At 45.8% G+C, this 19,474-nt stretch carries 18 protein-coding genes, 1 pseudogene and 1 other annotated feature; of the genes and pseudogenes, 4 read left to right on the top strand and 15 right to left on the bottom strand.

Features of this window, described 5'->3' with window-relative positions; genetic code table 11:
* Window positions 1-115 precede the first annotated feature (115 nt).
* Window positions 116-556: a DUF6376 family protein gene (locus MKZ13_RS13820; protein WP_339184736.1), complete on the bottom strand. Its 441-nt coding sequence runs from the start codon at window positions 554-556 to the stop codon at window positions 116-118.
* Between the two features lie 171 nt (window positions 557-727).
* Here MKZ13_RS13820 and MKZ13_RS13815 point away from each other — a divergent pair, with 171 nt between their 5' ends.
* Window positions 728-1,696 carry a bile acid:sodium symporter family protein gene (locus MKZ13_RS13815; RefSeq protein WP_339184734.1) on the top strand — a complete coding sequence of 323 codons (969 nt, stop codon included), beginning with the start codon at window positions 728-730 and terminating at the stop codon, window positions 1,694-1,696.
* Window positions 1,697-1,766: 70 nt separating this feature from the next.
* On the opposite strand, the pseudogene MKZ13_RS13810 reads toward MKZ13_RS13815, so the two are convergent.
* The 7 genes and pseudogenes from MKZ13_RS13810 to MKZ13_RS13780 all read right to left on the bottom strand — a co-directional run bounded on the left by MKZ13_RS13810 (window position 1,767) and on the right by MKZ13_RS13780 (window position 10,576).
* Window positions 1,767-2,983 (bottom strand): annotated as a pseudogene (locus MKZ13_RS13810) (IS3 family transposase).
* A gap of 233 nt (window positions 2,984-3,216) precedes the next feature.
* The gene (gene asd / locus MKZ13_RS13805; protein WP_307413134.1) at window positions 3,217-4,302 is read right to left on the bottom strand and encodes an aspartate-semialdehyde dehydrogenase; all 1,086 of its coding nucleotides are present in this window, start codon (window positions 4,300-4,302) and stop codon (window positions 3,217-3,219) included.
* A 173-nt stretch (window positions 4,303-4,475) separates the two neighbouring features.
* Window positions 4,476-4,753 (bottom strand) — a binding site (T-box leader).
* 190 nt (window positions 4,754-4,943) lie between these two features.
* On the bottom strand, window positions 4,944-5,789 hold the full coding sequence (locus MKZ13_RS13800) for a class I SAM-dependent methyltransferase (protein WP_339184731.1): 846 nt from the start codon (window positions 5,787-5,789) through the stop codon (window positions 4,944-4,946).
* Window positions 5,790-5,938: 149 nt separating this feature from the next.
* Window positions 5,939-6,811 (bottom strand): UTP--glucose-1-phosphate uridylyltransferase GalU, encoded by an 873-nt coding sequence (gene galU / locus MKZ13_RS13795; protein WP_339184729.1) that lies wholly within the window; start codon window positions 6,809-6,811, stop codon window positions 5,939-5,941.
* Between the two features lie 17 nt (window positions 6,812-6,828).
* Window positions 6,829-7,224 (bottom strand): GtrA family protein, encoded by a 396-nt coding sequence (locus MKZ13_RS13790; RefSeq protein ID WP_339184727.1) that lies wholly within the window; start codon window positions 7,222-7,224, stop codon window positions 6,829-6,831.
* On the bottom strand, window positions 7,217-8,203 hold the full coding sequence (locus tag MKZ13_RS13785) for a glycosyltransferase family 2 protein (RefSeq protein ID WP_339184724.1): 987 nt from the start codon (window positions 8,201-8,203) through the stop codon (window positions 7,217-7,219). Before MKZ13_RS13785 ends, MKZ13_RS13790 begins: the two co-directional genes overlap by 8 nt.
* Before the next feature lie 219 nt (window positions 8,204-8,422).
* The gene (locus MKZ13_RS13780; RefSeq protein WP_339185391.1) at window positions 8,423-10,576 is read right to left on the bottom strand and encodes a glycosyltransferase family 39 protein; all 2,154 of its coding nucleotides are present in this window, start codon (window positions 10,574-10,576) and stop codon (window positions 8,423-8,425) included.
* A 224-nt stretch (window positions 10,577-10,800) separates the two neighbouring features.
* Here MKZ13_RS13780 and MKZ13_RS13775 point away from each other — a divergent pair, with 224 nt between their 5' ends.
* Together MKZ13_RS13775 and MKZ13_RS13770 are read left to right on the top strand one after the other, a co-directional pair.
* Window positions 10,801-11,484 (top strand): response regulator transcription factor, encoded by a 684-nt coding sequence (locus MKZ13_RS13775; RefSeq protein WP_339184722.1) that lies wholly within the window; start codon window positions 10,801-10,803, stop codon window positions 11,482-11,484.
* The gene (locus MKZ13_RS13770; RefSeq protein WP_339184720.1) at window positions 11,484-13,001 is read left to right on the top strand and encodes an ATP-binding protein; all 1,518 of its coding nucleotides are present in this window, start codon (window positions 11,484-11,486) and stop codon (window positions 12,999-13,001) included. The genes MKZ13_RS13775 and MKZ13_RS13770 overlap by 1 nt, the downstream gene beginning before the upstream one ends.
* Window positions 13,002-13,204: 203 nt before the next feature.
* Here the strand turns inward: MKZ13_RS13770 and MKZ13_RS13765 are convergent, their stop codons facing one another.
* Both MKZ13_RS13765 and MKZ13_RS13760 read right to left on the bottom strand, forming a co-directional pair.
* Window positions 13,205-13,621: a GNAT family N-acetyltransferase gene (locus MKZ13_RS13765; protein WP_339184718.1), complete on the bottom strand. Its 417-nt coding sequence runs from the start codon at window positions 13,619-13,621 to the stop codon at window positions 13,205-13,207.
* Between the two features lie 52 nt (window positions 13,622-13,673).
* Window positions 13,674-14,384, bottom strand: coding sequence for an SDR family NAD(P)-dependent oxidoreductase (locus tag MKZ13_RS13760; protein WP_339184716.1), 711 nt, complete (start codon window positions 14,382-14,384; stop codon window positions 13,674-13,676).
* A gap of 102 nt (window positions 14,385-14,486) precedes the next feature.
* Here MKZ13_RS13760 and MKZ13_RS13755 point away from each other — a divergent pair, with 102 nt between their 5' ends.
* Window positions 14,487-14,846, top strand: a complete 360-nt coding sequence (locus MKZ13_RS13755; RefSeq protein ID WP_076249478.1) for a MerR family transcriptional regulator — start codon at window positions 14,487-14,489, stop codon at window positions 14,844-14,846.
* A 115-nt stretch (window positions 14,847-14,961) separates the two neighbouring features.
* Here the strand turns inward: MKZ13_RS13755 and MKZ13_RS13750 are convergent, their stop codons facing one another.
* From MKZ13_RS13750 to MKZ13_RS13730, 5 genes are all read right to left on the bottom strand, one after another.
* On the bottom strand, window positions 14,962-15,540 hold the full coding sequence (locus MKZ13_RS13750; RefSeq protein ID WP_339184713.1) for a GNAT family N-acetyltransferase: 579 nt from the start codon (window positions 15,538-15,540) through the stop codon (window positions 14,962-14,964).
* A 45-nt stretch (window positions 15,541-15,585) separates the two neighbouring features.
* Window positions 15,586-16,161 carry a GNAT family protein gene (locus MKZ13_RS13745; protein ID WP_237175580.1) on the bottom strand — a complete coding sequence of 192 codons (576 nt, stop codon included), beginning with the start codon at window positions 16,159-16,161 and terminating at the stop codon, window positions 15,586-15,588.
* Window positions 16,162-16,325: 164 nt separating this feature from the next.
* Window positions 16,326-16,625 carry a hypothetical protein gene (locus tag MKZ13_RS13740; RefSeq protein WP_017688728.1) on the bottom strand — a complete coding sequence of 100 codons (300 nt, stop codon included), beginning with the start codon at window positions 16,623-16,625 and terminating at the stop codon, window positions 16,326-16,328.
* Between the two features lie 140 nt (window positions 16,626-16,765).
* Window positions 16,766-18,535: an ATP-binding cassette domain-containing protein gene (locus MKZ13_RS13735; protein WP_339184709.1), complete on the bottom strand. Its 1,770-nt coding sequence runs from the start codon at window positions 18,533-18,535 to the stop codon at window positions 16,766-16,768.
* A complete protein-coding gene (locus MKZ13_RS13730) occupies window positions 18,520-19,374 on the bottom strand; it encodes an ATP-binding cassette domain-containing protein (protein ID WP_339184707.1) in 855 nt (284 codons plus the stop codon). The genes MKZ13_RS13735 and MKZ13_RS13730 overlap by 16 nt, the downstream gene beginning before the upstream one ends.
* Between the last annotated feature and the right edge of the window lie 100 nt (window positions 19,375-19,474).

Raw genomic sequence — 19,474 nt, 5'->3', positions numbered from 1 at the left:
TAGCTCCTGTGATATTAAATATGCATCCGTTTTCGGAAAATAAAACAAGCGAGCATAACGGTAATTCAATCATTCCGATATCTCGCCCTTATAAAATATTGAAAATTAATTCAACTTATTCACCCTGAAGTCCGCTAAGCGGATCTTTCAAATTATTGATGTTGGTGATCAGTTCAGGAATGCCCGTCTTCTCCCAATTTTCTGCCGTAAAACCTTGCTCTGCTATTGTATTCTCGAAATTGTCTACAACTTCTGTTAATTGAGTATTGTAACTAACCAGATTTTCATGAATGCTCTCTCCTATTGCAGGAGCAGTCAACTGAGAAAATTCACTTGCTTCTGCTTGGATCAGATCGATTTTCTCCTGAATCTGCGTTGTAATCTCCGGATTATTCACCGCACTCGATGCGAGCTCTTGCAGATCAGCCCCGGCGTTTGATACCTGTTCTATATAATCAGTAGCCCCACTCACATAATTTAAACTTTGATTGGCTTGTTCCACGACAGAACAGGCTGAAATCAGTAGAATACTTGATGCAATAAGGCCTGTCATCATTAATGTGTGCTTTCTTTTTCTTATGAACATGATCATCTCCCCTTCTCCTGATCGGAATCCTTGTTCCAAGTCCATGATACCTGTTCAGACTGCTTCATTGCAAATGGGTCTGCAGCCAACGTTATTAAGATGTATAATAGTAAAATCACACGGTAAAGGGATGTCATGATTATGCTTCAAGCCTTGAACCAACGCTTGAACCGCATCATGCCACTGATTACCCCAATCAGTATTATTATTGGCGTGTTATGCGGGAGTTTTCTTTCTTCTTATACCTTTTTATCTCCTTGGCTTTTTGCGTTCATGACGTTCGCTGGAAGTATCAGTCTGGGGATACGGGATTTTGTGAACGTGCTGAAGAAGCCGTTCCCCCTGTTTGTATGTCTGTTTATTTTGCATTTGGCGATGCCTCTAATTGCTCTTGGTATGGGTCATTTGGTTTTCCCTACAGATGCGTATACCATAACGGGCCTGGTTCTGGCAGCCGTGATTCCGACAGGAATCAGCAGCTTCATCTGGGTCAGCATCTATCGGGGCAATATCGCACTTACGCTTTCCATCATCCTGATTGATACCATGCTTGCTCCTTTCGTAGTACCCGGCGTGTTATCCCTGCTAATCGGCACCAGTGTTACACTGGACACGGCAGCCATGATGAGCAGTCTGTTTTGGATGATTGTTGTACCATCCCTTCTCGGTATGCTGCTGAATGAGTGGACCAAAGGCGCCATTGTCCCGGTCTGGGGACCGAGGTTGAATCCATTATCCAAATTGTTCATGGCATCAGTCGTCGCGATTAACGGATCTGTCGTTGCACCTTACTTGGCTGATTTCAACTGGAAGTTGGCTGGACTTGCGGTCATCATTATTTTCCTGGCATCAGTCGGTTATGCACTAAGTTACTTCATCGCCCGATTGTTGGGCTGGAATGAGGCTGATCAGGTCGCACTGGTGTTCAATGGAGGGATGCGTAATATCAGCGCAGGTGCAGTACTCGCTGTTTCGTATTTTCCGCCACCAGTTGCTGTCCCGGTTGTGCTTGGCATGGTATTTCAACAGATGCTTGCTTCATTAACAGGTTATCTGCTCGGTCGTCGCTCTCAGCTTCTGCAAAAGTCGGATAAGACATCTGCGGCCTAACAAAATACTGGAATGTTAAAAAAACGCCGACATGTGGTCATACCCCTGTCAAGTAGACAGATGAAAAAAGCTATGCTGCCAGCGCCCATCGATATTCAATCGGTGCGCGCTGTTTGAGTTTGGCTTGAAATCGTCGGTAGTTGTAATGGTACATGTAATCTTCCACGGCTTGTCGAATCTCTGCTTCTGAATTACACTGGTTAAGGTACAGCTTCTCTGTCTTGAGATGCGAAAAGAAGGATTCGATGCATGCGTTATCCAGGCAGGTTGCTTTGCGAGAGTGGCTGCCCTTCACGCCGAATGCTTCTAATCGTGTGTTGTACGCCTGAGACGTGTATTGGAAGCCTTGATCCGAATGGAGCACGGCTTCCGAAACGTCTCTTTTTTGTGTCCATTGTTCCACCGTATCCAATACGAGCTGAACATCGTTCCGTTTAGATAATTGCCAAGCTACAATTTCGTTGTTGAACAAGTCTTGAATGACAGACAGATAAACGAATGTGTTTCCATCCGAAATATAAGTAATATCCGTCACCATTTTTTGCTGGGGGGCTGTGGCATGAAATTTGCGCTTCAGGCGATTCGGATAAATCACAGATGGCGTATAGCTGGACTTCTTCCGCTTCTTACGAATGACCGATTGGATCGATAGTTCCCGCATGATTCGCCATACTTTCTTGTGATTAACGTTCAGACCAGCCTCCCAGAGCGCCGTTGTCATGCGAGGATAACCAAACTCTCGGTTTGCAAAATGAATAGCCATCATGTGTTCTTTGATCTCACGATCACGGTCTTGTCTTGCGTCTCGCTGCGGCTGTGTTGCTCGCCATTTGTAATAACTGGAACGGGGTATTCCTGTAATCGATAATAGGCGTGTAATGCTATGCGAGCAGCGCAATTCGTCTATGATATCGTAGTTCTCCCGTTGGCTCAGCGCTTCTCCTTTACTAGATTTGGATACCGCTTTTTTAAATAATCCACCTGTGCTTGAAGGTAGTCACGTTCTTCTTCTACACTGCTAAAGGCAGTACGGGGACGTCCTTTCATTGGATTCGGAACATTGTTTTTTCGCTCATCGAACGATTCCCCGTTTTTCCACTTTTTCACCCACACCTTCAGTTGTGAACAGTTTCGAATTCCTTCGCGTTCAGCTACCACTTTATAACTTGAAGACCCTTCGACATAGGATCTAACCGCATTCAATTTAAATTCTTCGGTATACGTCTGAAATGTTTGTCCTTTTTTTGGCGTAAAAATATCCCCTCCAAGTGTCACTTGAACCCTCATGATAACATGAAGGCTTTTTCAAGTGTCTACTTAAAGGGGATAATACCACATGATTGTCGGCGTTTTTCGTCACTATAACCTCTACTGTAATCTCTACCGAAGTCTCTGTAATCTCTGTAATCTAATCTTGCCCATTTCTGGTTCCTGCCCACAATAGAAAAAAACCATCAAGGAGTGATGGTTTTGATCTAATCATTCTTTTCAGAAATCTGTTGCTCATGATGCCTTTATGCTTATTTCGGTTGAATATATCCTTCAGCTTTAAGCAGTTCAGCGATCAGAACCGCGCCACCTGCCGCTCCACGGAGCGTGTTGTGGGACAATCCCACGAATTTGTAATCATAGAGTGAGTCTTCGCGCAGTCGGCCTGTGGAGACACCCATTCCGCGTTCGATGTCACGATCCAGTTTTGTCTGTGGTCTGTTCTCTTCTTCAAAATACGTAATGAATTGTTTTGGTGCACTTGGCAGAGCCAGTTCCTGCGGACGGCCTTTGAACTGCAACCAACGTTCCAGAATTTCGTCTTTACTTGGTTTTTTCTCGAAGTTTACAAACACGGTCGCAAGATGTCCATCCGTTACCGGAACACGAATACATTGGGTTGTAATTAATGGAGCCGATGCTTTGACGATCTCATTATTTTCGATGCTGCCCCAGATCCGCAGTGGTTCCTGCTCACTCTTCTCTTCTTCGCCACCGATGTATGGAATGACATTATCAAGCATATCTGGCCAGTCCGTAAAGTTTTTACCTGCTCCCGAGATTGCTTGATACGTGGAAGCAACAACCTGAGTCGGGTTGAACTCACGCAAGGCGTGCAGTGCAGGCACATAGCTCTGAATCGAGCAGTTTGGTTTTACAGCAATGAATCCGGTTTTTGTACCCAGACGTTTGCGTTGAGCTTCAATCACGTCCAGATGTCCCGGGTTAATCTCAGGGATTACCATGGGTACATCTGCTGTCCAGCGATGAGCGGAGTTGTTGGACACGACAGGGGTTCCTGTTCTAGCGTAAGCTTCTTCGAGCGCTTGAATCTCATTCTTTTTCATATCAACCGCGCAGAAAATAAAATCAACCTGGCTGGCAAAAGCCTCAACTTGGGAAGCATCCTGAACAACGATTTTCTTCACAGCTTCCGGAATAGGAGCTGCGAGTTTCCATCTGCCTTGTACGGATTCTTCATATGTTTTACCTGCCGAATTGGCGCTTGCAGAAATAGCTGTTACTTCAAACCATGGATGTTGATCAAGCAGGTCCACAAAACGCTGACCCACCATTCCTGTTCCTCCGACGATACCAACTTTCAATTTTGCTGACATTCAATCATCATTTCCTTTCGGTTTAAGTGATTCTTCTCTTCAAATCAATTTCATAACTCACTAAAAACAACGTATTATGAAATTAACTTCCTAATTAACACTATTCAGGCAATTCCAAAGCGTGTAGTCACAGCCCGGAAAAACCAAAAAAATCCCATCCCCAAGACAATAGTCTCAGGGACGAGATTGAACTCTCGTGGTACCACCCAGATTCGCCAATATGTCACCATATCCGCCTCTTCAAGTAAAGGTTTACAACCATGTTGCGAGCTGTAGACCGTTCATACTCTAGCTCTGTAACAGGAGCTCCTGTCACACCATCCCTTAAATGCTAAGTTCCGATGTGCTGCTCTGAGTCTTTATTCAATAAAAAGTTCTTTACTCCTTTTCAGCTGCCGGAGCTCTCTTTGAAAGAATGATTTTTATCTACTCGTCTCTTCGTCGCATTTGATATTGCGATTATAATATCAAAATTACCGTGATGAAGTAAACACATTTTTTTAGATCATGGAATTTATATGTTTCCAGTGGAGCTGAACCATTCAATTATCGCAAGAAAAACTTCAGCTAAACGGTCTGTCTTCTGTGAAAAGTACGTCGATAGACATTTTTATTATAACATACTACAAATAGCTATTTCTTTACTGCTTTTTGGCAACCATCGCATACGTTCCCAGTGGGCTCCCAGGCCCCGAGGCATGATGTGTCCTAAGCAATTTTAGTTCAGAAAGAAGAAGTGTTTTTACTTTGTCCGGGATAGGAAGCAGTTTCAATTCCACAGGCGCTTCTGCTAGTGTCATTTCGGTTTCCCAGCGACCGTCCTGCAGCTCAGGAGAATGGATCGAAGTCTCTTCCTTAATCGTCCAGCCTGCCGCAGAGACAAGCTCTTGGATGTCCTCCGATGTAAAGAGCGTCCGCACATTGGAGAAGCTGTTCTCTTTGTAACATTCGACCTGAGACTGAATAAGAACGGATAACCAATGTGAGAGCTGGCTCACATCTGTAACTCGTGCATCCCATTCTGCGAAACATAACTGATGCCCCCACGTCCTAACCTTGCTAAGAATCTGGGCGAGTTCGTCAAACGATCTCAAGTACCAAGAACAATGGGAAAGTACGATCACATCAAACTCATTCTCGGCAAATTGAGCCTGATCACTTAGAATGTCGTAGTCATAATCCATTCGAATCCGATCACCCAACGGAGATCTCCGCAGCTTGGCTGCCGCTTCGCCTACGGTCAGCGGTGCACCATAATCCTCTGGTGCAATATCTACACCATGAACGTGCCCGTGCTCCCCCACCAGATGTGCAAGCACGGCCGTTGTATCTCCCTGACCACAACCGATTTCCAGAACCCGGCTGCCTTCCTGTATTCCCCAAAAGAGTCCCAGTTTCATCCGATGCTCGGTCTGAATGTACTGAGTGGCGGCGTTGTCCTCCACGTCCATATACTTAATAAGGTCCCTGATGATAGATTCATTCATGATTCCTCACTCCTCAAAGAGCAACTTGAACTTATTGCTAATTGTAGCGTTACTGGAATAATTGTACAACACTAGAGCCTATGACAGAACCACGGTACGGAGGAGACCTCGTCCTACAGTAGATCTAAACCTCTACTATATATCAATTCCTATGCCCACTCGGTTGCAAGCTTCTGAAGATAGGGTGTCAGCATGGGCTGTAATTCCTTGCGCATCAGTCCGATCTCCAAGATCGCCTGAATATATCCGAATTGATCGCCTATATCGTAGCGACGCCCCTCCAGTTCAAGGGCCAACAGTTCCTCCACCTGACTTACTTCTTTCAAAGCATCCGTTAACTGATATTCCCCTCCAGCCCCTCTCTCGATCTGATCTAGAATAGGAAAGATGGAAGGTTTCAGAATGTATCGTCCCATTACAGCTGTTCGGGATGGCGCTTCTGCAAGAGAAGGTTTTTCGACCAGATTGGTGACCCGGTGAACCCGGTCCTCTGCACCATTCGAATCAATGATGCCATATTTGCTCACATTTGCCGCTTCTACCTGACGAACACCAATGATCTGGTTGCCTGTCTTTTCATAGAGATGGACCATCTGTGCAAGTGCAGGTGGATCAGACACCACAATGTCATCTCCGAGCAGTACAGCGAAGGCTTCATCCCCTACAAATTGCCGTGCACACCCAATGGCATGCCCCAGTCCCAGCGGTTCTTTTTGACGAATAAAATGAATATTTGCCATCTCGCTGATAGCCTGCACCTCTTCCAGTAAAGACTGTTTGCCCTTGGCATATAAAGAGTGTTCAAGTTCAACCGATTTATCAAAATGGTCCTCTATGGATTTTTTGTTGCGTCCGGTCACAATGAGGATATTCTCAATGCCTGATTGCACTGCTTCTTCAACAATGTATTGGATGGCCGGTTTGTCTACAATCGGTAACATCTCTTTGGGCTGTGCTTTCGTCGCTGGCAGGAAACGGGTTCCGAGACCCGCTGCCGGAATAACTGCTTTTTTAATTCGCATATCATCATAGACTCCTTTCATATGTTCGTTGTACGAAACACCCAATATCTGCTGGCCATATAGTTCAGAATCATCCCCATCAAGGTCGCCAGGATCTTGCTCATCACGAGACTCCAACCCAACACATCGTGCAAAGTCATCAGAATGAGGGCGGATAACGCGAGAACGATAAGATTGGTGATTAGAAAACGAATAAGTTTCGCTCTATCGCCACCCCTTCGTGCCGCATCTCGAAAAGTCCACCTGCCGTTCAGCCAATAACTGTTCGCAACACCGCAGCTGTATGAGATTACTTGAGCCATCAGAACCGGTACACCAACCACTGCAAGCAAAGCAAACACCGCCGCATCCACTGACGTATTTGCAACACCCACAATACCGAACTTGAAGAGTGTCACCAGACGCTTAGTCATGATGAGCAACTCGGGCTGTCAATCGGGATTGTGCTTGCTGGCCCTCGGCATGAACCACATCTCTCACAATGTATAGTGGACGCGCCTTGGTCTCATCATAGATGCGGCCCACGTACTCGCCCAGAATGCCCAGCATGATCAGGATGAAACCGTTAAACATCAGCATGATACTCACAATGGATGGCCATCCCTTAATCGTTGAATCCGTAAAGATGGCCGAACCAATAACCGTTAACATATAGATAAATCCGCCAACCGACAGGATCGCCCCTACATAACCTGCGAGCTTGAGCGGTTTATACGAAAATGAAGTAATACCATCCAGGCTCAGCTTCAGCATGCGTTTCAGCGGATATTTTGTTTCGCCTGCCAGACGTTCATCGCGTTCATATTCAATCGCAGTCTGACGAAATCCGACCCAACTGACCAACCCGCGCACAAACCGGTTTTTCTCCGGAAGACGTTTCATCTCATCACATACTTTGCGGTCAATCAGGCGAAAATCTCCGGTGTCCACTGGAATATCCGTATCCGTCGACGCACGCAGTACACGGTAGAACAGACTTGCCGACCATTTCTTGAAGCGAGTTTCACCGCTTCGTCTGGTGCGACGGGCATATACGACTTCATAGCCCTCTTTCCATTTGGCGATCATATCCAGTATCAGTTCGGGAGGGTCCTGCAGATCCGCATCAATAATAACGACCGCATCCCCCACTGCATAATCCATGCCCGCTGTTATCGCAATCTGATGTCCGAAGTTACGGGCAAAATCAATCAGTTTCACACTCTCGTCCCAACGGGCGTAGTCACGGATCATTAGAGCACTTCGATCCATGCTGCCATCATTGACAAACAACAGTTCATAACTCTCTCCTGTGCTGCCCATGACCTTCTTCAGACGCCGATATGTCTCCTCGATCACCGCTTCTTCGTTATACATGGGAATAATAATGCTATATCGGTACGCGTGAGCCATGTTTGTCCCCTCCCTTTTCCAATGGACTTCGTCCGAGATTTTCACTCTATACAAACTGCACACTTCGATGACAGAACAACCCTCCAATCGCTGTTATCCCCAGATTTTTTGATTCCCTTTATAAAGGGAAAATCCGGGGATAAAGGCGAACGCTTCGCTTTTTCAGGTTTTTTTCTGTCCTCTCCGTTATCGTGTAAATGATAAGTTCAATTTATATAGCTACAATTTCACTTCGTACAAGGTCGTCTGTCCGCCGAATCCAAATCCAGCTCTGTTTCCGGTGTCTCCGTTATCCGTAGATCCGCTGTCGGTGCCTGTCTGCCATTCTGACGTTGGAATCTCGGTTCCGTGCTCTTTGATCCAATCGCTAATTTCCGAGTTCCCTCCGCGGCCACCCATGCCACCAACCATGAAGTATTTCACTTGCCCGCTCTTGACGAGTTGCTCAAGTTCCTCTGTTGTGTACACCGGGTCTGACCCGGAGAAACCTCCAAGTGTAATTACCGATGCTTTCTCGTCGATAATATAAGGTGCTGCCTGATTATAATCTGTTGTGGCGAAGAGATACGTTTCGCCTGTATTGTGCTCTTTCAGATAATTCAGTGTAGCTGTATCCACTTCTTCGTTACGGTTGCCCATTCCGCCACGGCCACCCATTGTAGGCATTTCTGTGTCTCCTGCACCGTTACCCATCGGCATACCCATTCCTGCTCCACCAAACATACCATTGGAACCAGTAGGTCCTGCTGCAGGAATCATGCTGTTGCCACCATAAGTAATTGGGGTGAATGCCCAGTAGATTGGACCGATCAGCATCACCATGAATCCGGCGATAATGAAGCTCTGTTTCCATCGATGTGTGCAATGAAGCATAACGATTAGGATGATCGTGACCAGAATGCCTGCGATCAATTCACTAATAGACCAGCCTGCACCAATCGTATCGTTATACACCTGCATGATATACCAGCCGAACAGAGTCGTCAGCAACACGGACACCGGAAGCAACCATGCCTGCCAGCCATTGCGATCACGATATGACTTCCACATCGCTACAAATCCTGCGCCAGTCAGTGCCGCAATTGGAGGTGCAAGCATAATCAGATAATACTGATGGAAGAAACCTGCCACACTGAAAAAGGCAGCAACGGGAATCAACCATGCCAGCCAGAACAAGGCTTCCTTGTGTTTGTTCGTAATATTTCTCCGTCTTAACCCTGCAAACATGGCAATGCATCCAAGCAATACAACGGGCAGAAGCCAGCTGGCTTGACCTGACAGTTCAGTCTGGAACAGACGCAGAGGACCTTTCTCCCCTGTACCAAACATTCCGCCCATGCCTCCGCCGAAATTTCTTCCATTTGGCATTTCCATATCATTCGGCATCTGCCCGTTCGGGAAATTGCCATTCGGCCCATTCATGCCGCCCATGGCGTTCAAGCCGTTCGAACCATTAATATTATCGTTATCCGGTGCATTGACATCTTGCCCAGCGCCAGGAACACCACTGCCTGTCTGATTAGGTCCTGAAATCGAGTCTCCTCGATTTTCCCGATTATTTCCCTGTCCCATACCATTTGGCATACCTGCGTTACCTGCAGTATTCTGCTGACCCGTTAGGCGAGCCAGACCATTGTATCCAAAGGCGAGTTCCATGACCGAGTTTGTTTCACTGCTTCCGATATAAGGCCGCTCGTCTTCGGGTATAGAATCCACAGTGACCGCCCAGGATAAGGAAACGACCGCCAGAACCGCTGTGCTGCCGATCAGCAGGATGATCTTCCTTCTCCATTTCGCCTGAAATGCAAGCAGATAAAGCAAGTAAAAAGCCGGGAGAATCATGTAGGCTTGAAGCATTTTCATATTAAAGGCTACGCCTATTAACCCAAAAGCAACCAGAATGCGCCAAGTACTGCCTTGTTTGCTGCCTTTGAACAAAAACCATGAACCTAACAACAGCGTGAATACCAGCATGCTATCAATATTGTTGGTCCGGCTGACTGCTGCCACAACAGGCACAGTTGCCATCGCAATTGCCGAGATTCGTGCTGCAGCAAGACCATATGTAGGTTTCACCATGAAATAGCTCAGGAGCACCGAACCGATTCCCGCTAATACTTGCGGCAAAATAACGCTCCATCCGTGCAATCCAAAGACATAGGCAAAGGCGGTCTGAATCCAGAAGACAACTGGTGGTTTATCTACAGTGACCGAGCCTGCTGAGTCTAGTGAAGCATAGAAAAAGTTATGGAAGTTGCTCAGCATACTCCCAACGGCAGTCGTATAATAGGAATTGGCATATGGATCGTTCCAGATGCCGTACCCGTTCAGAAATGCCGCCAGTAATACAATCGGCAGAAGGACAAGATCCATCCTTCTTTTGGTGTTATTCAAAGTTAATCACTCCTTCAAAGTTCTTCATGTCTAGTATTGTGACATGCCAAAATAAAACTGGGATGAGTGCCCGCTGAATGTTGTCTGAGGATAATTCACAATCCTTTCAGCTAAATTTCAGTTTGGCAAGCGATAATACTACATACAGTCCCTCCGAAGTGAGGGAGAAATCTAGATGGATCAGGCAAGGAGAGAAGCACATTATGAAGCTTAGCAGCGGAATTAAAATACTATTGGCTGATGATGAACCGCATATTTTACAATTTCTAGAGCTTGGATTAAGCAATGAGGGCTTTGATGTGCGCACCGCACCCGATGGAGCGGCTGCGCTTGAGTTGGTGCTTGAATTCAAGCCACATATGGCTATTCTGGATGTCATGATGCCAGAGATGGATGGATTCGAAGTGGTCGAGCGTCTGCGCAAGACCGGTGCCGAGGTTGGCGTAATTATGCTGACAGCGAAGGACGAAGTCGAGAATCGGGTTAAGGGCCTTTGGTTAGGTGCTGACGATTACATGATCAAACCCTTTGCCTTTGATGAGCTGCTCGCCCGGATTCAGGCCAGACTGCGTAATCAATTTCCTTTATTAATAGGAGCCGTCACCCACGGTCCCTTCCGAATTGATGATCAGCGCAAAGAAATCACCTATCAGAATCAGGTCCTGGAGCTATCTCCTACCGAATACGAACTGTTAAAATTCATTGTGCTTAATCATGGGATTGTACTGAGTAAAGCAACCATTCTAAGCCGGGTGTGGGGGTATGATTTTGGCGGGGAAGAAAATATTGTGGAGGTATACGTTCGCTCCTTGCGCGACAAACTCGGGGATAAACAGCATAAACTCATTCGCACACTTCGAGGTGTCGGGTACAGGTTGGATCTCTGATGAACTCGCTACCTAAGAAAAATAAACTTCGTTTAAGACGTCTGCACCAATGGATATGGCCTCGTTCATTACGATCTCAATTGCTCTCTCGTTCCCTGTTCGTGCTTGCCGGGCTGTTATTGTTAATCGGTATCCTGCAATTCTGGATCATGGAAAGCTTTCTCTACCGGAATCAGGCAAAAACCATGGAAGAACAGCTCATGTCCATGCCCCCGGTTTGGCTCGGAATCCAGTCACGTAGCGGCTCTTCCAACAATCCTTTTGGTGGACAGGCAGGAAACGGGTCTGGTAATCGGGTGTTGTTTATTCCTGACCGTTCACTGGCCCTGTTTGATAACCAAGGTACGTTCGAGGATGTTTTTGGAGAAGACGGTCTGAAAGCCCCTCAACTATCAACCCCTGAATATCAGGACATTACAGATGAGTTGAAAGAACAAAAACACATTCCCTACCGGATCGTCACGGATAGCCAAGGGAATGAGCAATTGATTGTATTTGCTTCACCCGGTCCACGCAATCGTGGTTTACCAATGGTGCAGATGGGCACGGCTACAAAGCCACTGAGAGACTTGATTATTAAACAGCTTCTAATCTTCCTCATGTTATCGCTGTTGGCCATGGTAGCCGGTCTTATTCTATACACTAAGGTATTACGCCGGACGCTGGTTCCCCTGTCCAACATGGTGAATAAAGTACAGCAGATCGATGCAGGAAGTCTCGCAGATCGCCTTCCCGTCGTTCAGGGACAAGAAGAAGTGGATCAGCTTGCAGTTTCATTCAATGGCATGCTTGAAAGGCTGGAGAACTCGTTTGAAGCGGAGCGGGAATCGAAAGAGCAGATGCAGCGTTTCTTGTCTGATGCTTCTCATGAGCTTCGTACCCCACTCACCTCCATTCACGGCTTCATTGAAGTTCTACAACGGGGTGCAGCGACCAATCAAGATCAATTGTATAAGGCACTGGACAGCATGCACGGTGAATCCGTACGAATTAACAAGCTGGTTGAAGATTTGCTGTTATTAACCAAGCTGGATCAGGCTCCTAACCAGGAGCGGGAGGTCATTCAGCTGAACAGTTTGCTGCTCGAAATGCAACCACAACTTGCCATGATGGCTCAGCGGAGGTCCATTCATCTCGATCTGACGGCTGAGGTATATGTACTGGCTGACCCGTACAAGCTGAAGCAGGTTGTGCTGAATCTGTTCCATAACGCGGTGCAGCATACCGATCCTGAGCATGGAGCCATCTCCATAACGTTGTATGCCACGCACCATAAAGCTGAATTATCAGTGAAGGATAATGGCACAGGCATTGAACCTGAACATCTGCCCCATATCTTTGAACGATTTTACCGCACAAGCAGTTCTCGTTCGCGCAAACAAGGTGGCGCAGGTCTCGGTCTCGCCATTACCCGCTCGATTGTGGAGTCGCATGGTGGGAAAGTTACTGTACGAAGTCAGGTAGGATTGCGAACGGAATTTATGATATTGCTGCCGCTGTATAAGGCTGATGTCTAAGCTGAGCGTCGATTCTAGTTAAAGCTATCCAGACATTTTTCTATCATCTTGTTCCCGCTCTTGATTGCATGACAAATCCCCCACTCATTTCGGTATTGAAACGAATGGGGGATTCTTTTTTTGTATCCGATTAGTATAGTGGAAGCCCAATGGGTTTCAGCTGGCTAACGAATCTGAGGCATCATATACAAAGATTTTGAAACTTATAAATGCTTTTCATAAAATACCATTGTCATTTTGTCGTTAATTGCTTTTGTTGCACCCGTTTTTTTGTAGCCTATCTTCTCATACAAATAACAGTTCCCTTTCTCTTGTAAGATGGTACCCAATTTCCATGACTTTGCATCATCATATATCTGCTCAACCATTGTAAAGACTTTTTGTGCAATTCCTTTTCCTTGATGTTCTGGCAGTATAAAAATTGGGCTAACACTATAGATTTGATCATCTTTTTCCACGACTCTAATTCCACCAACAGTAACCTCAAAATGATGAATTATAAAATAATCTGAAAAAGATTGATTGAGTTGAGTAATAATTCTTTCTACGGTTTCATTGGCGGGGCTTGTTGCAAAATCCTGATATTTTTCCAACAAGGGCATAAATGCTTTGACTTTCATTTCATGAATAGTCACTGCATCCGGGGGACAAGATCATCCGGTATGAACGGGATTACCAAGGGTATACGCCATTCTCATCTAGGAACTCCCCATTATGGCGTTTACCATCCGTCGCATAGCGCACAATAATCGCAGCGCCGGCTTCTTTTGATTTACCGCCTTCGGCATTGCCATTAAGATCTGTTGATGTGAATCCGGGCGTTACCGCGAAGACTTGCGCCCTGCTGTTTTTGACTTCATAAGCCATCGAAAGTGTCATGGCACTGTTGGCCGTTTTGGATGAATTATAGTCGAAGGCGTTTAAAGTAAATTCTGCATTTTGCATATGGTCCAGAGAAGCCATGTCGGTTGATACATTAATGATTGTGCCTTCATTATCTTTGATTAACGGGAACAATCGCTGATTCAAACGGAAGGTGCCGAAAAAGTTCACTTCAAAGGCGTTCCGCAGATCTTCCTCTTTTGTATCCGTGAAGGAATGAGAGAAAGCACCCGGCATACCCGCGTTATTGATCAGAAGGTTTATTGATGGATAAGTCTTCTGAATCGTATCGGCTGCCTGCTCAATGCTCTTCAAGTCGCACATGTCGATCTGTACAAATTCTACATCTAACCCCCTGGAAGTTAACTCGGAAACAGCTCTTCCCCCCCGTTCGACACTACGTGTGCCAAGGATAACTTTCCAACCGGCTTCACCCAACTGCTTTACGATTTCATATCCAATTCCTTTATTTGCTCCGGTTACAAAAACAGTCTTTTTCATGCGAATCCTTCTTTCCATAATTTGATTTATATTTAACAATGTATAAGTTACTATGCTACACTTAGTGTAGGTCAAATTATTTTTATAAAAAGAGGGATTAACATGTTAACGATTGGAGAAGTAGCGAAAAAAGTTGAAATCTCCATTGGAGCGATCCGCTTTTATGAAAGAAAGGGACTGCTGAAACCTGCTGCACGAAATGAGCAGAACAACCGTCTTTATTTGGAGGATGATCTGAACTGGCTGGTTTTTATCAAATGTCTTCGCGAAACTGGGATGAGTGTGGAAGACATCAAAAAGTATTATGATCAGGTCAATGAAGGAACCTCCACGTTGAAGGAAAGAACCAAACTGATTGAGGATCAAAAACAAAAGTTGCTGAATGATATTGAGGAGAAAAAAGCGCAGCTTGTTCATTTGGACAACAAACTGGAGCGCTATTATCGTGGAGAGAATTATTAATATAAGCCTTGTCCAATAAAATAAATACAAAAAAGATCAGGCAGCCAAAGCAATAACTGTCCAACCTGATCCGAAACTTTCATTTTATAGCCCTTCATTATGGGACTACGTTCTATTAAAATTGGCCTTGTTGCTTACGCAGGTGGTAATGGTTATACTTTTCATCCTCGATCTCGATCAAATTTAACCGTTCAAAATTACATTTCTGTATCACCTTATTGGATGCTTGATTGGTAGTCAAAGCGATGGCATTTAACACTTCCACGTTTGTATGTTCAAATAAATACTCCGACATTCCGTTTACTGCCTGCGTTGTATAGCCACGGTTCCTGAAGTGTTTCGAAATACCGTACATAATCTCCCGATTGGGTGCTGGCAGTTCGTCCTTGATCCCTGAGCAGCACCATCCTATTAACTCATCATTTTCTTTGAGTACAATAGCCATTCGTAAATATAACTCTCCGATATTCCCTCCCGCCATCACAGCTTGTTTAAAACGCTGATTCTCAGGGATTTCATATTCGGTGAGCCACAGGCTCCTGTCTTCAATCGTAGCGTTCCATCCCGGTAAGAATTCATACACCTCAGGTTGCCACGTAATTTCTTGCAGTTTCTTCAAATCCTCGAGTCGATACTCACGTAAATAAATATCCTTGCAATCGATGATTAATTCATCGTGTATGGCTTGGTTCATAATTCCTCCTACTACACTCTTAATTTCAGCTTATTAGCCTTCACTTCAAACAAGCCCCTCTTTTTCCATAAACTCGTCTTTGGTTAATCCAAAGAGGATCAGATCCTGGTATTTTCCATCCGTATAGATCACTTGGCGACGCACACCTTCCTGAACACATCCAAGTTTTCTCATCATTGCTGCGGAAGGTTCATTTCCCTCGAGTACATAATCATTAAATTTATTGAGCCTGCGCTCGAAGAAGGCATACTTTAGCAAGATTCGAACGGCTCTGGTTCCGTATCCTTTTCCTCGATGATCCCTGTCAATTTGAATGCCAATGCTAAAGGTACCGTTTCTCTCATCAATGCTGTTCAGATTCACACCTCCGACATTTTCACCATCCATATTTACAATTGTAAACATGATCCGTCCTTTGGCTAAAGAAAAATCAGAGAAGTTTTCCGTGAAACTCTTCGCTTCAACATGGGTTGGCGGCAACTCTACTGCACACTCCAATAACCGACGGGCAGGTGTATCAAAGCGGTTATAATAATGATCCTCCCAATCTTCTTCACGCAAAGCACGTAATCTGATCTTATCATCCTGCCAGAAATATTGACTATAATCGATCTCTCTCATTCCAAGTCCCCCCGCATATACCACCAAATTTACTTCGAGCTACAAACATGATAACCCATAATGTGGAATTGGAGGAGATTTGTTTTCATTAAACACAACGAAAATAACCCCCGAACAGGACAAAACCTGTCGGAGGCTACGCTCTATTTCATATCAAAATCTCACTACGATTCTTCCGTATATTGAGGTTTGGACACGTTATCCGGAACCGTTTCGTCAAAAACATCCTGACCTGGATAATCCCGTACTTCTCCCTCATGAAGCTCATGATTTTCATAATCAAAACGATGTGCAGACCTCTGATCCACCCGCCACGGAGAACTTTTCCCGAGAGACTCGGATAACAGAGATGAACCGTAAGGACCCTCCGGGAATTCTTCGAGTGTGATATCGTTTCGCTGCGACTCCACCGTAGACACATCGGTATATTCTTGCCGTTCTTCACGCAAAAACTTATCTTTCATCGTTTATCCCTCCTGATCCACTTCATATGATCAACGTCAACTTATTGTGAGCGAGGACAAACGCATTTATGCATGATCTTTGGAAAACACTGCGTTTAGGTTTTGATCCATTACCGGATCCATCACGATCATTATCGCCATCACAATTGGCGAATCCATATTAATAGTACAAAAACAATGAGGCCAGCCATGCTAATCCAGGTATCACGTTTGGACCATGCCAATAATGATGAACGTCCTCCGAGCATAGAGTGCTCTCTAACTTTACGCATTTCCATCGCAATGGTCATATCCTCCGCACGTTGGAACAGTGCCATTAACAAGGGAATCACCATCGGACCCAGGTCACGAATTCGAACGGTATTTGGTTTTAAAGCTGCCTTTCCACGTGCCCGTACGATCAGTGAGAATCGCTGCCACTCACTCCAGATCATCGGGATAAATCGAAAGATTAACGCTACAGCTAGAGCAAACGAAGCTACGGGCAACCTGATCTTTTTACCGATACCGAGTACCCAGTTAAGCCCCTCTACCATTCGCCCATAAGGTGTCGTCAACGAAAACCAAAGGCTTGCCATTGTGACGATAAACAAACGATACACATTCAGCAAAGTGCCTTCCGCCTGCATCAGAGAAAAGCCAAAGTGCAAACCTCCTCCTTCTGTTGAGAGAGTTGTCCCAGATAACGCCGTTGATATGATGAAAAAGAATAATAATGGCTTCATTAACTTCATACATCCAGCCAAAGTCTGACGCGGGAGCACGGCAAGTGCTGCTACTACCGGCACCAGTGTTAATGTCAATCCCAGCCATCGCTGTTGAAGCATAGCTGCGGTGACCAGCAAAATATACAAAATCCATTTCAGACGCGGGTCCATGACGCCATATAATCCGCCTGAATGAGTCAAGGTGTTCGGAAAAAGCTTCGGATCATCCTCCGTTTTAATGGACGACGCTATCTGTGCTTCTTTTTCATACTTCATTGCATCGCTCTTGACTTCCATCGTTACCGTCCCTGATGCTTCTTTCGATCCGTCCTGAATCCCCACCTCAACTAACGTAGACTGAACAATGCATTCAGCCATCTCTTCTGGCGTCATTGCGGTCAATGGCAGCTCAAGACCCGCTGCTCTTAACTGCTGTGCCAGTCTCATCGATGGTGGCAGTCCAATCCCTGTCTGCTCCAGCAGTTCAGGCCTTTTGTGAAGTTCTCTCGGCGTAAGATCGGCGATTAGACGGCCTTCCTGCAACAACAATACTCGATCCGCACAAGGCAAAAATGTATCCAGATCATGGGTAGCTACCACGCCACCACCACCTTCCAGACGATGTTGCTCCAATACATCCAGCAAAAGCCCAACACTTTGGGCTTCCAACCCTGCGCTTGGCTCATCCAGCAGAAGCCAGTGCGGATTGGTCACACTTCCGAGAGCAAGACCTAACCTGCGCTTCTCTCCCCCACTTAGAGCAAATGGCGACCTGTCCAGATGAAAACGTCGATCCAACTCCGAGGACACTGGCGGGTCCCATTGGTTCAGTGCTTTTGTGATCTGCTCTTGTTGCTGTTTCTCTGAAAGTCGATAAGGACGCAGAGAATATGTGAATTCACGCTGAATACTTCGGGCAAACAGTTGTTGTTCCGGAAATTGAAACAATAGTCCCATTTGCAATAAAATCGACTGCGGCACTTTTCCTTCTTTCCAGAAAGGTGTGCCATCTAATGTGATACTTCCTGCATCGGGCGGTCTCAGACCAGCCAACGTCTGTAGTAAAGTCGTTTTTCCTGAACCCGTGCAGCCCAGCAGCAAGGTGATTTCCCCACTGTTCAACTGTACACTCACATCTTCAAGCAGTGCACGTTTGCCCGATTCCGATGCTTCTATGCGTATATTGGTTAGCTTGATCTCCAACGTGCGACCTCCTTGGCCAGTTGCTCAGGTCGCAGTGGCATGGCTTCTGGCATCATACCTTTTTGCTTGAGCAATAACGCAGTTTTTACAGTAAAAGGAGGGTCCAACCCTAACCGTTCACAGGGAGATAGCTGTACATTTTCCCGAGTAGCCTTCTCATTCAACTCTGTTTCATAGAAAAAGGACTCCGGCGTCCCGTTGTACACACAACGTCCCCTCTCCATAGCAATGATTCGATCACACAGGGTTGCTTCCTCCAGATGGTGTGTAATCCAGATCACCGTTGTCCCCCGCTGGGTAATCTTCTGAACGATGGCCTCGATACGGTCTCTTGCTCCTGGATCAAGCATGGCTGTTGGCTCATCCAGAATCAATATATCCGGTTTGGCTGCGAGCGCTACAGCAATATTAAGCAGTTGCTTCTGTCCCCCGGATAATTGTGAGACCGCCTTCTCCGGGGGATATTGAAGTCCTACGGTATGTAATGCATCCTGCCTGCGCTCCAATTGCTCTTCTACAGATTCCATTAATGGTGACAGCGCAAAATGAAACTCCTCTTCAATCGTATCGCCTAGTACCTGTGCATCCGGTTGCTGCAGTACACCCCGAACAGTAAGTTCATCCGAGATATTCCGTACCCCTCCCGATAGCGGAATGAATCCGATCAGTAGTCCAGCAAGTGTGCTTTTCCCACTGCCATTCGCTCCTACAATACTAATCCATTCTCCTTGGTGCAGCGTAAGTGAAACCCCGTCCAGTGCTTTCCTCACCTGACTACCTTCGGAAGCATAATGCACTCGAACATCTTCTAATGTAATTATAGGCAGGTTGCCTTGCATCGTAAATTAGTCCTTTCCCTTTCTATTGTTATGTGGTACGATCCTAATCGTTAACCACATTTATATAATTGGTTAACAATCATATTACCAAAATGGAGAG

This window comes from Paenibacillus sp. FSL R5-0701 (assembly GCF_037973995.1).
In the GTDB taxonomy this organism is placed as follows: Bacteria; Bacillota; Bacilli; order Paenibacillales; family Paenibacillaceae; genus Paenibacillus.
The sequence above is the reverse complement of the archived record's forward strand: the minus strand, read 5'-3'. Positions and strand labels throughout refer to the sequence as shown.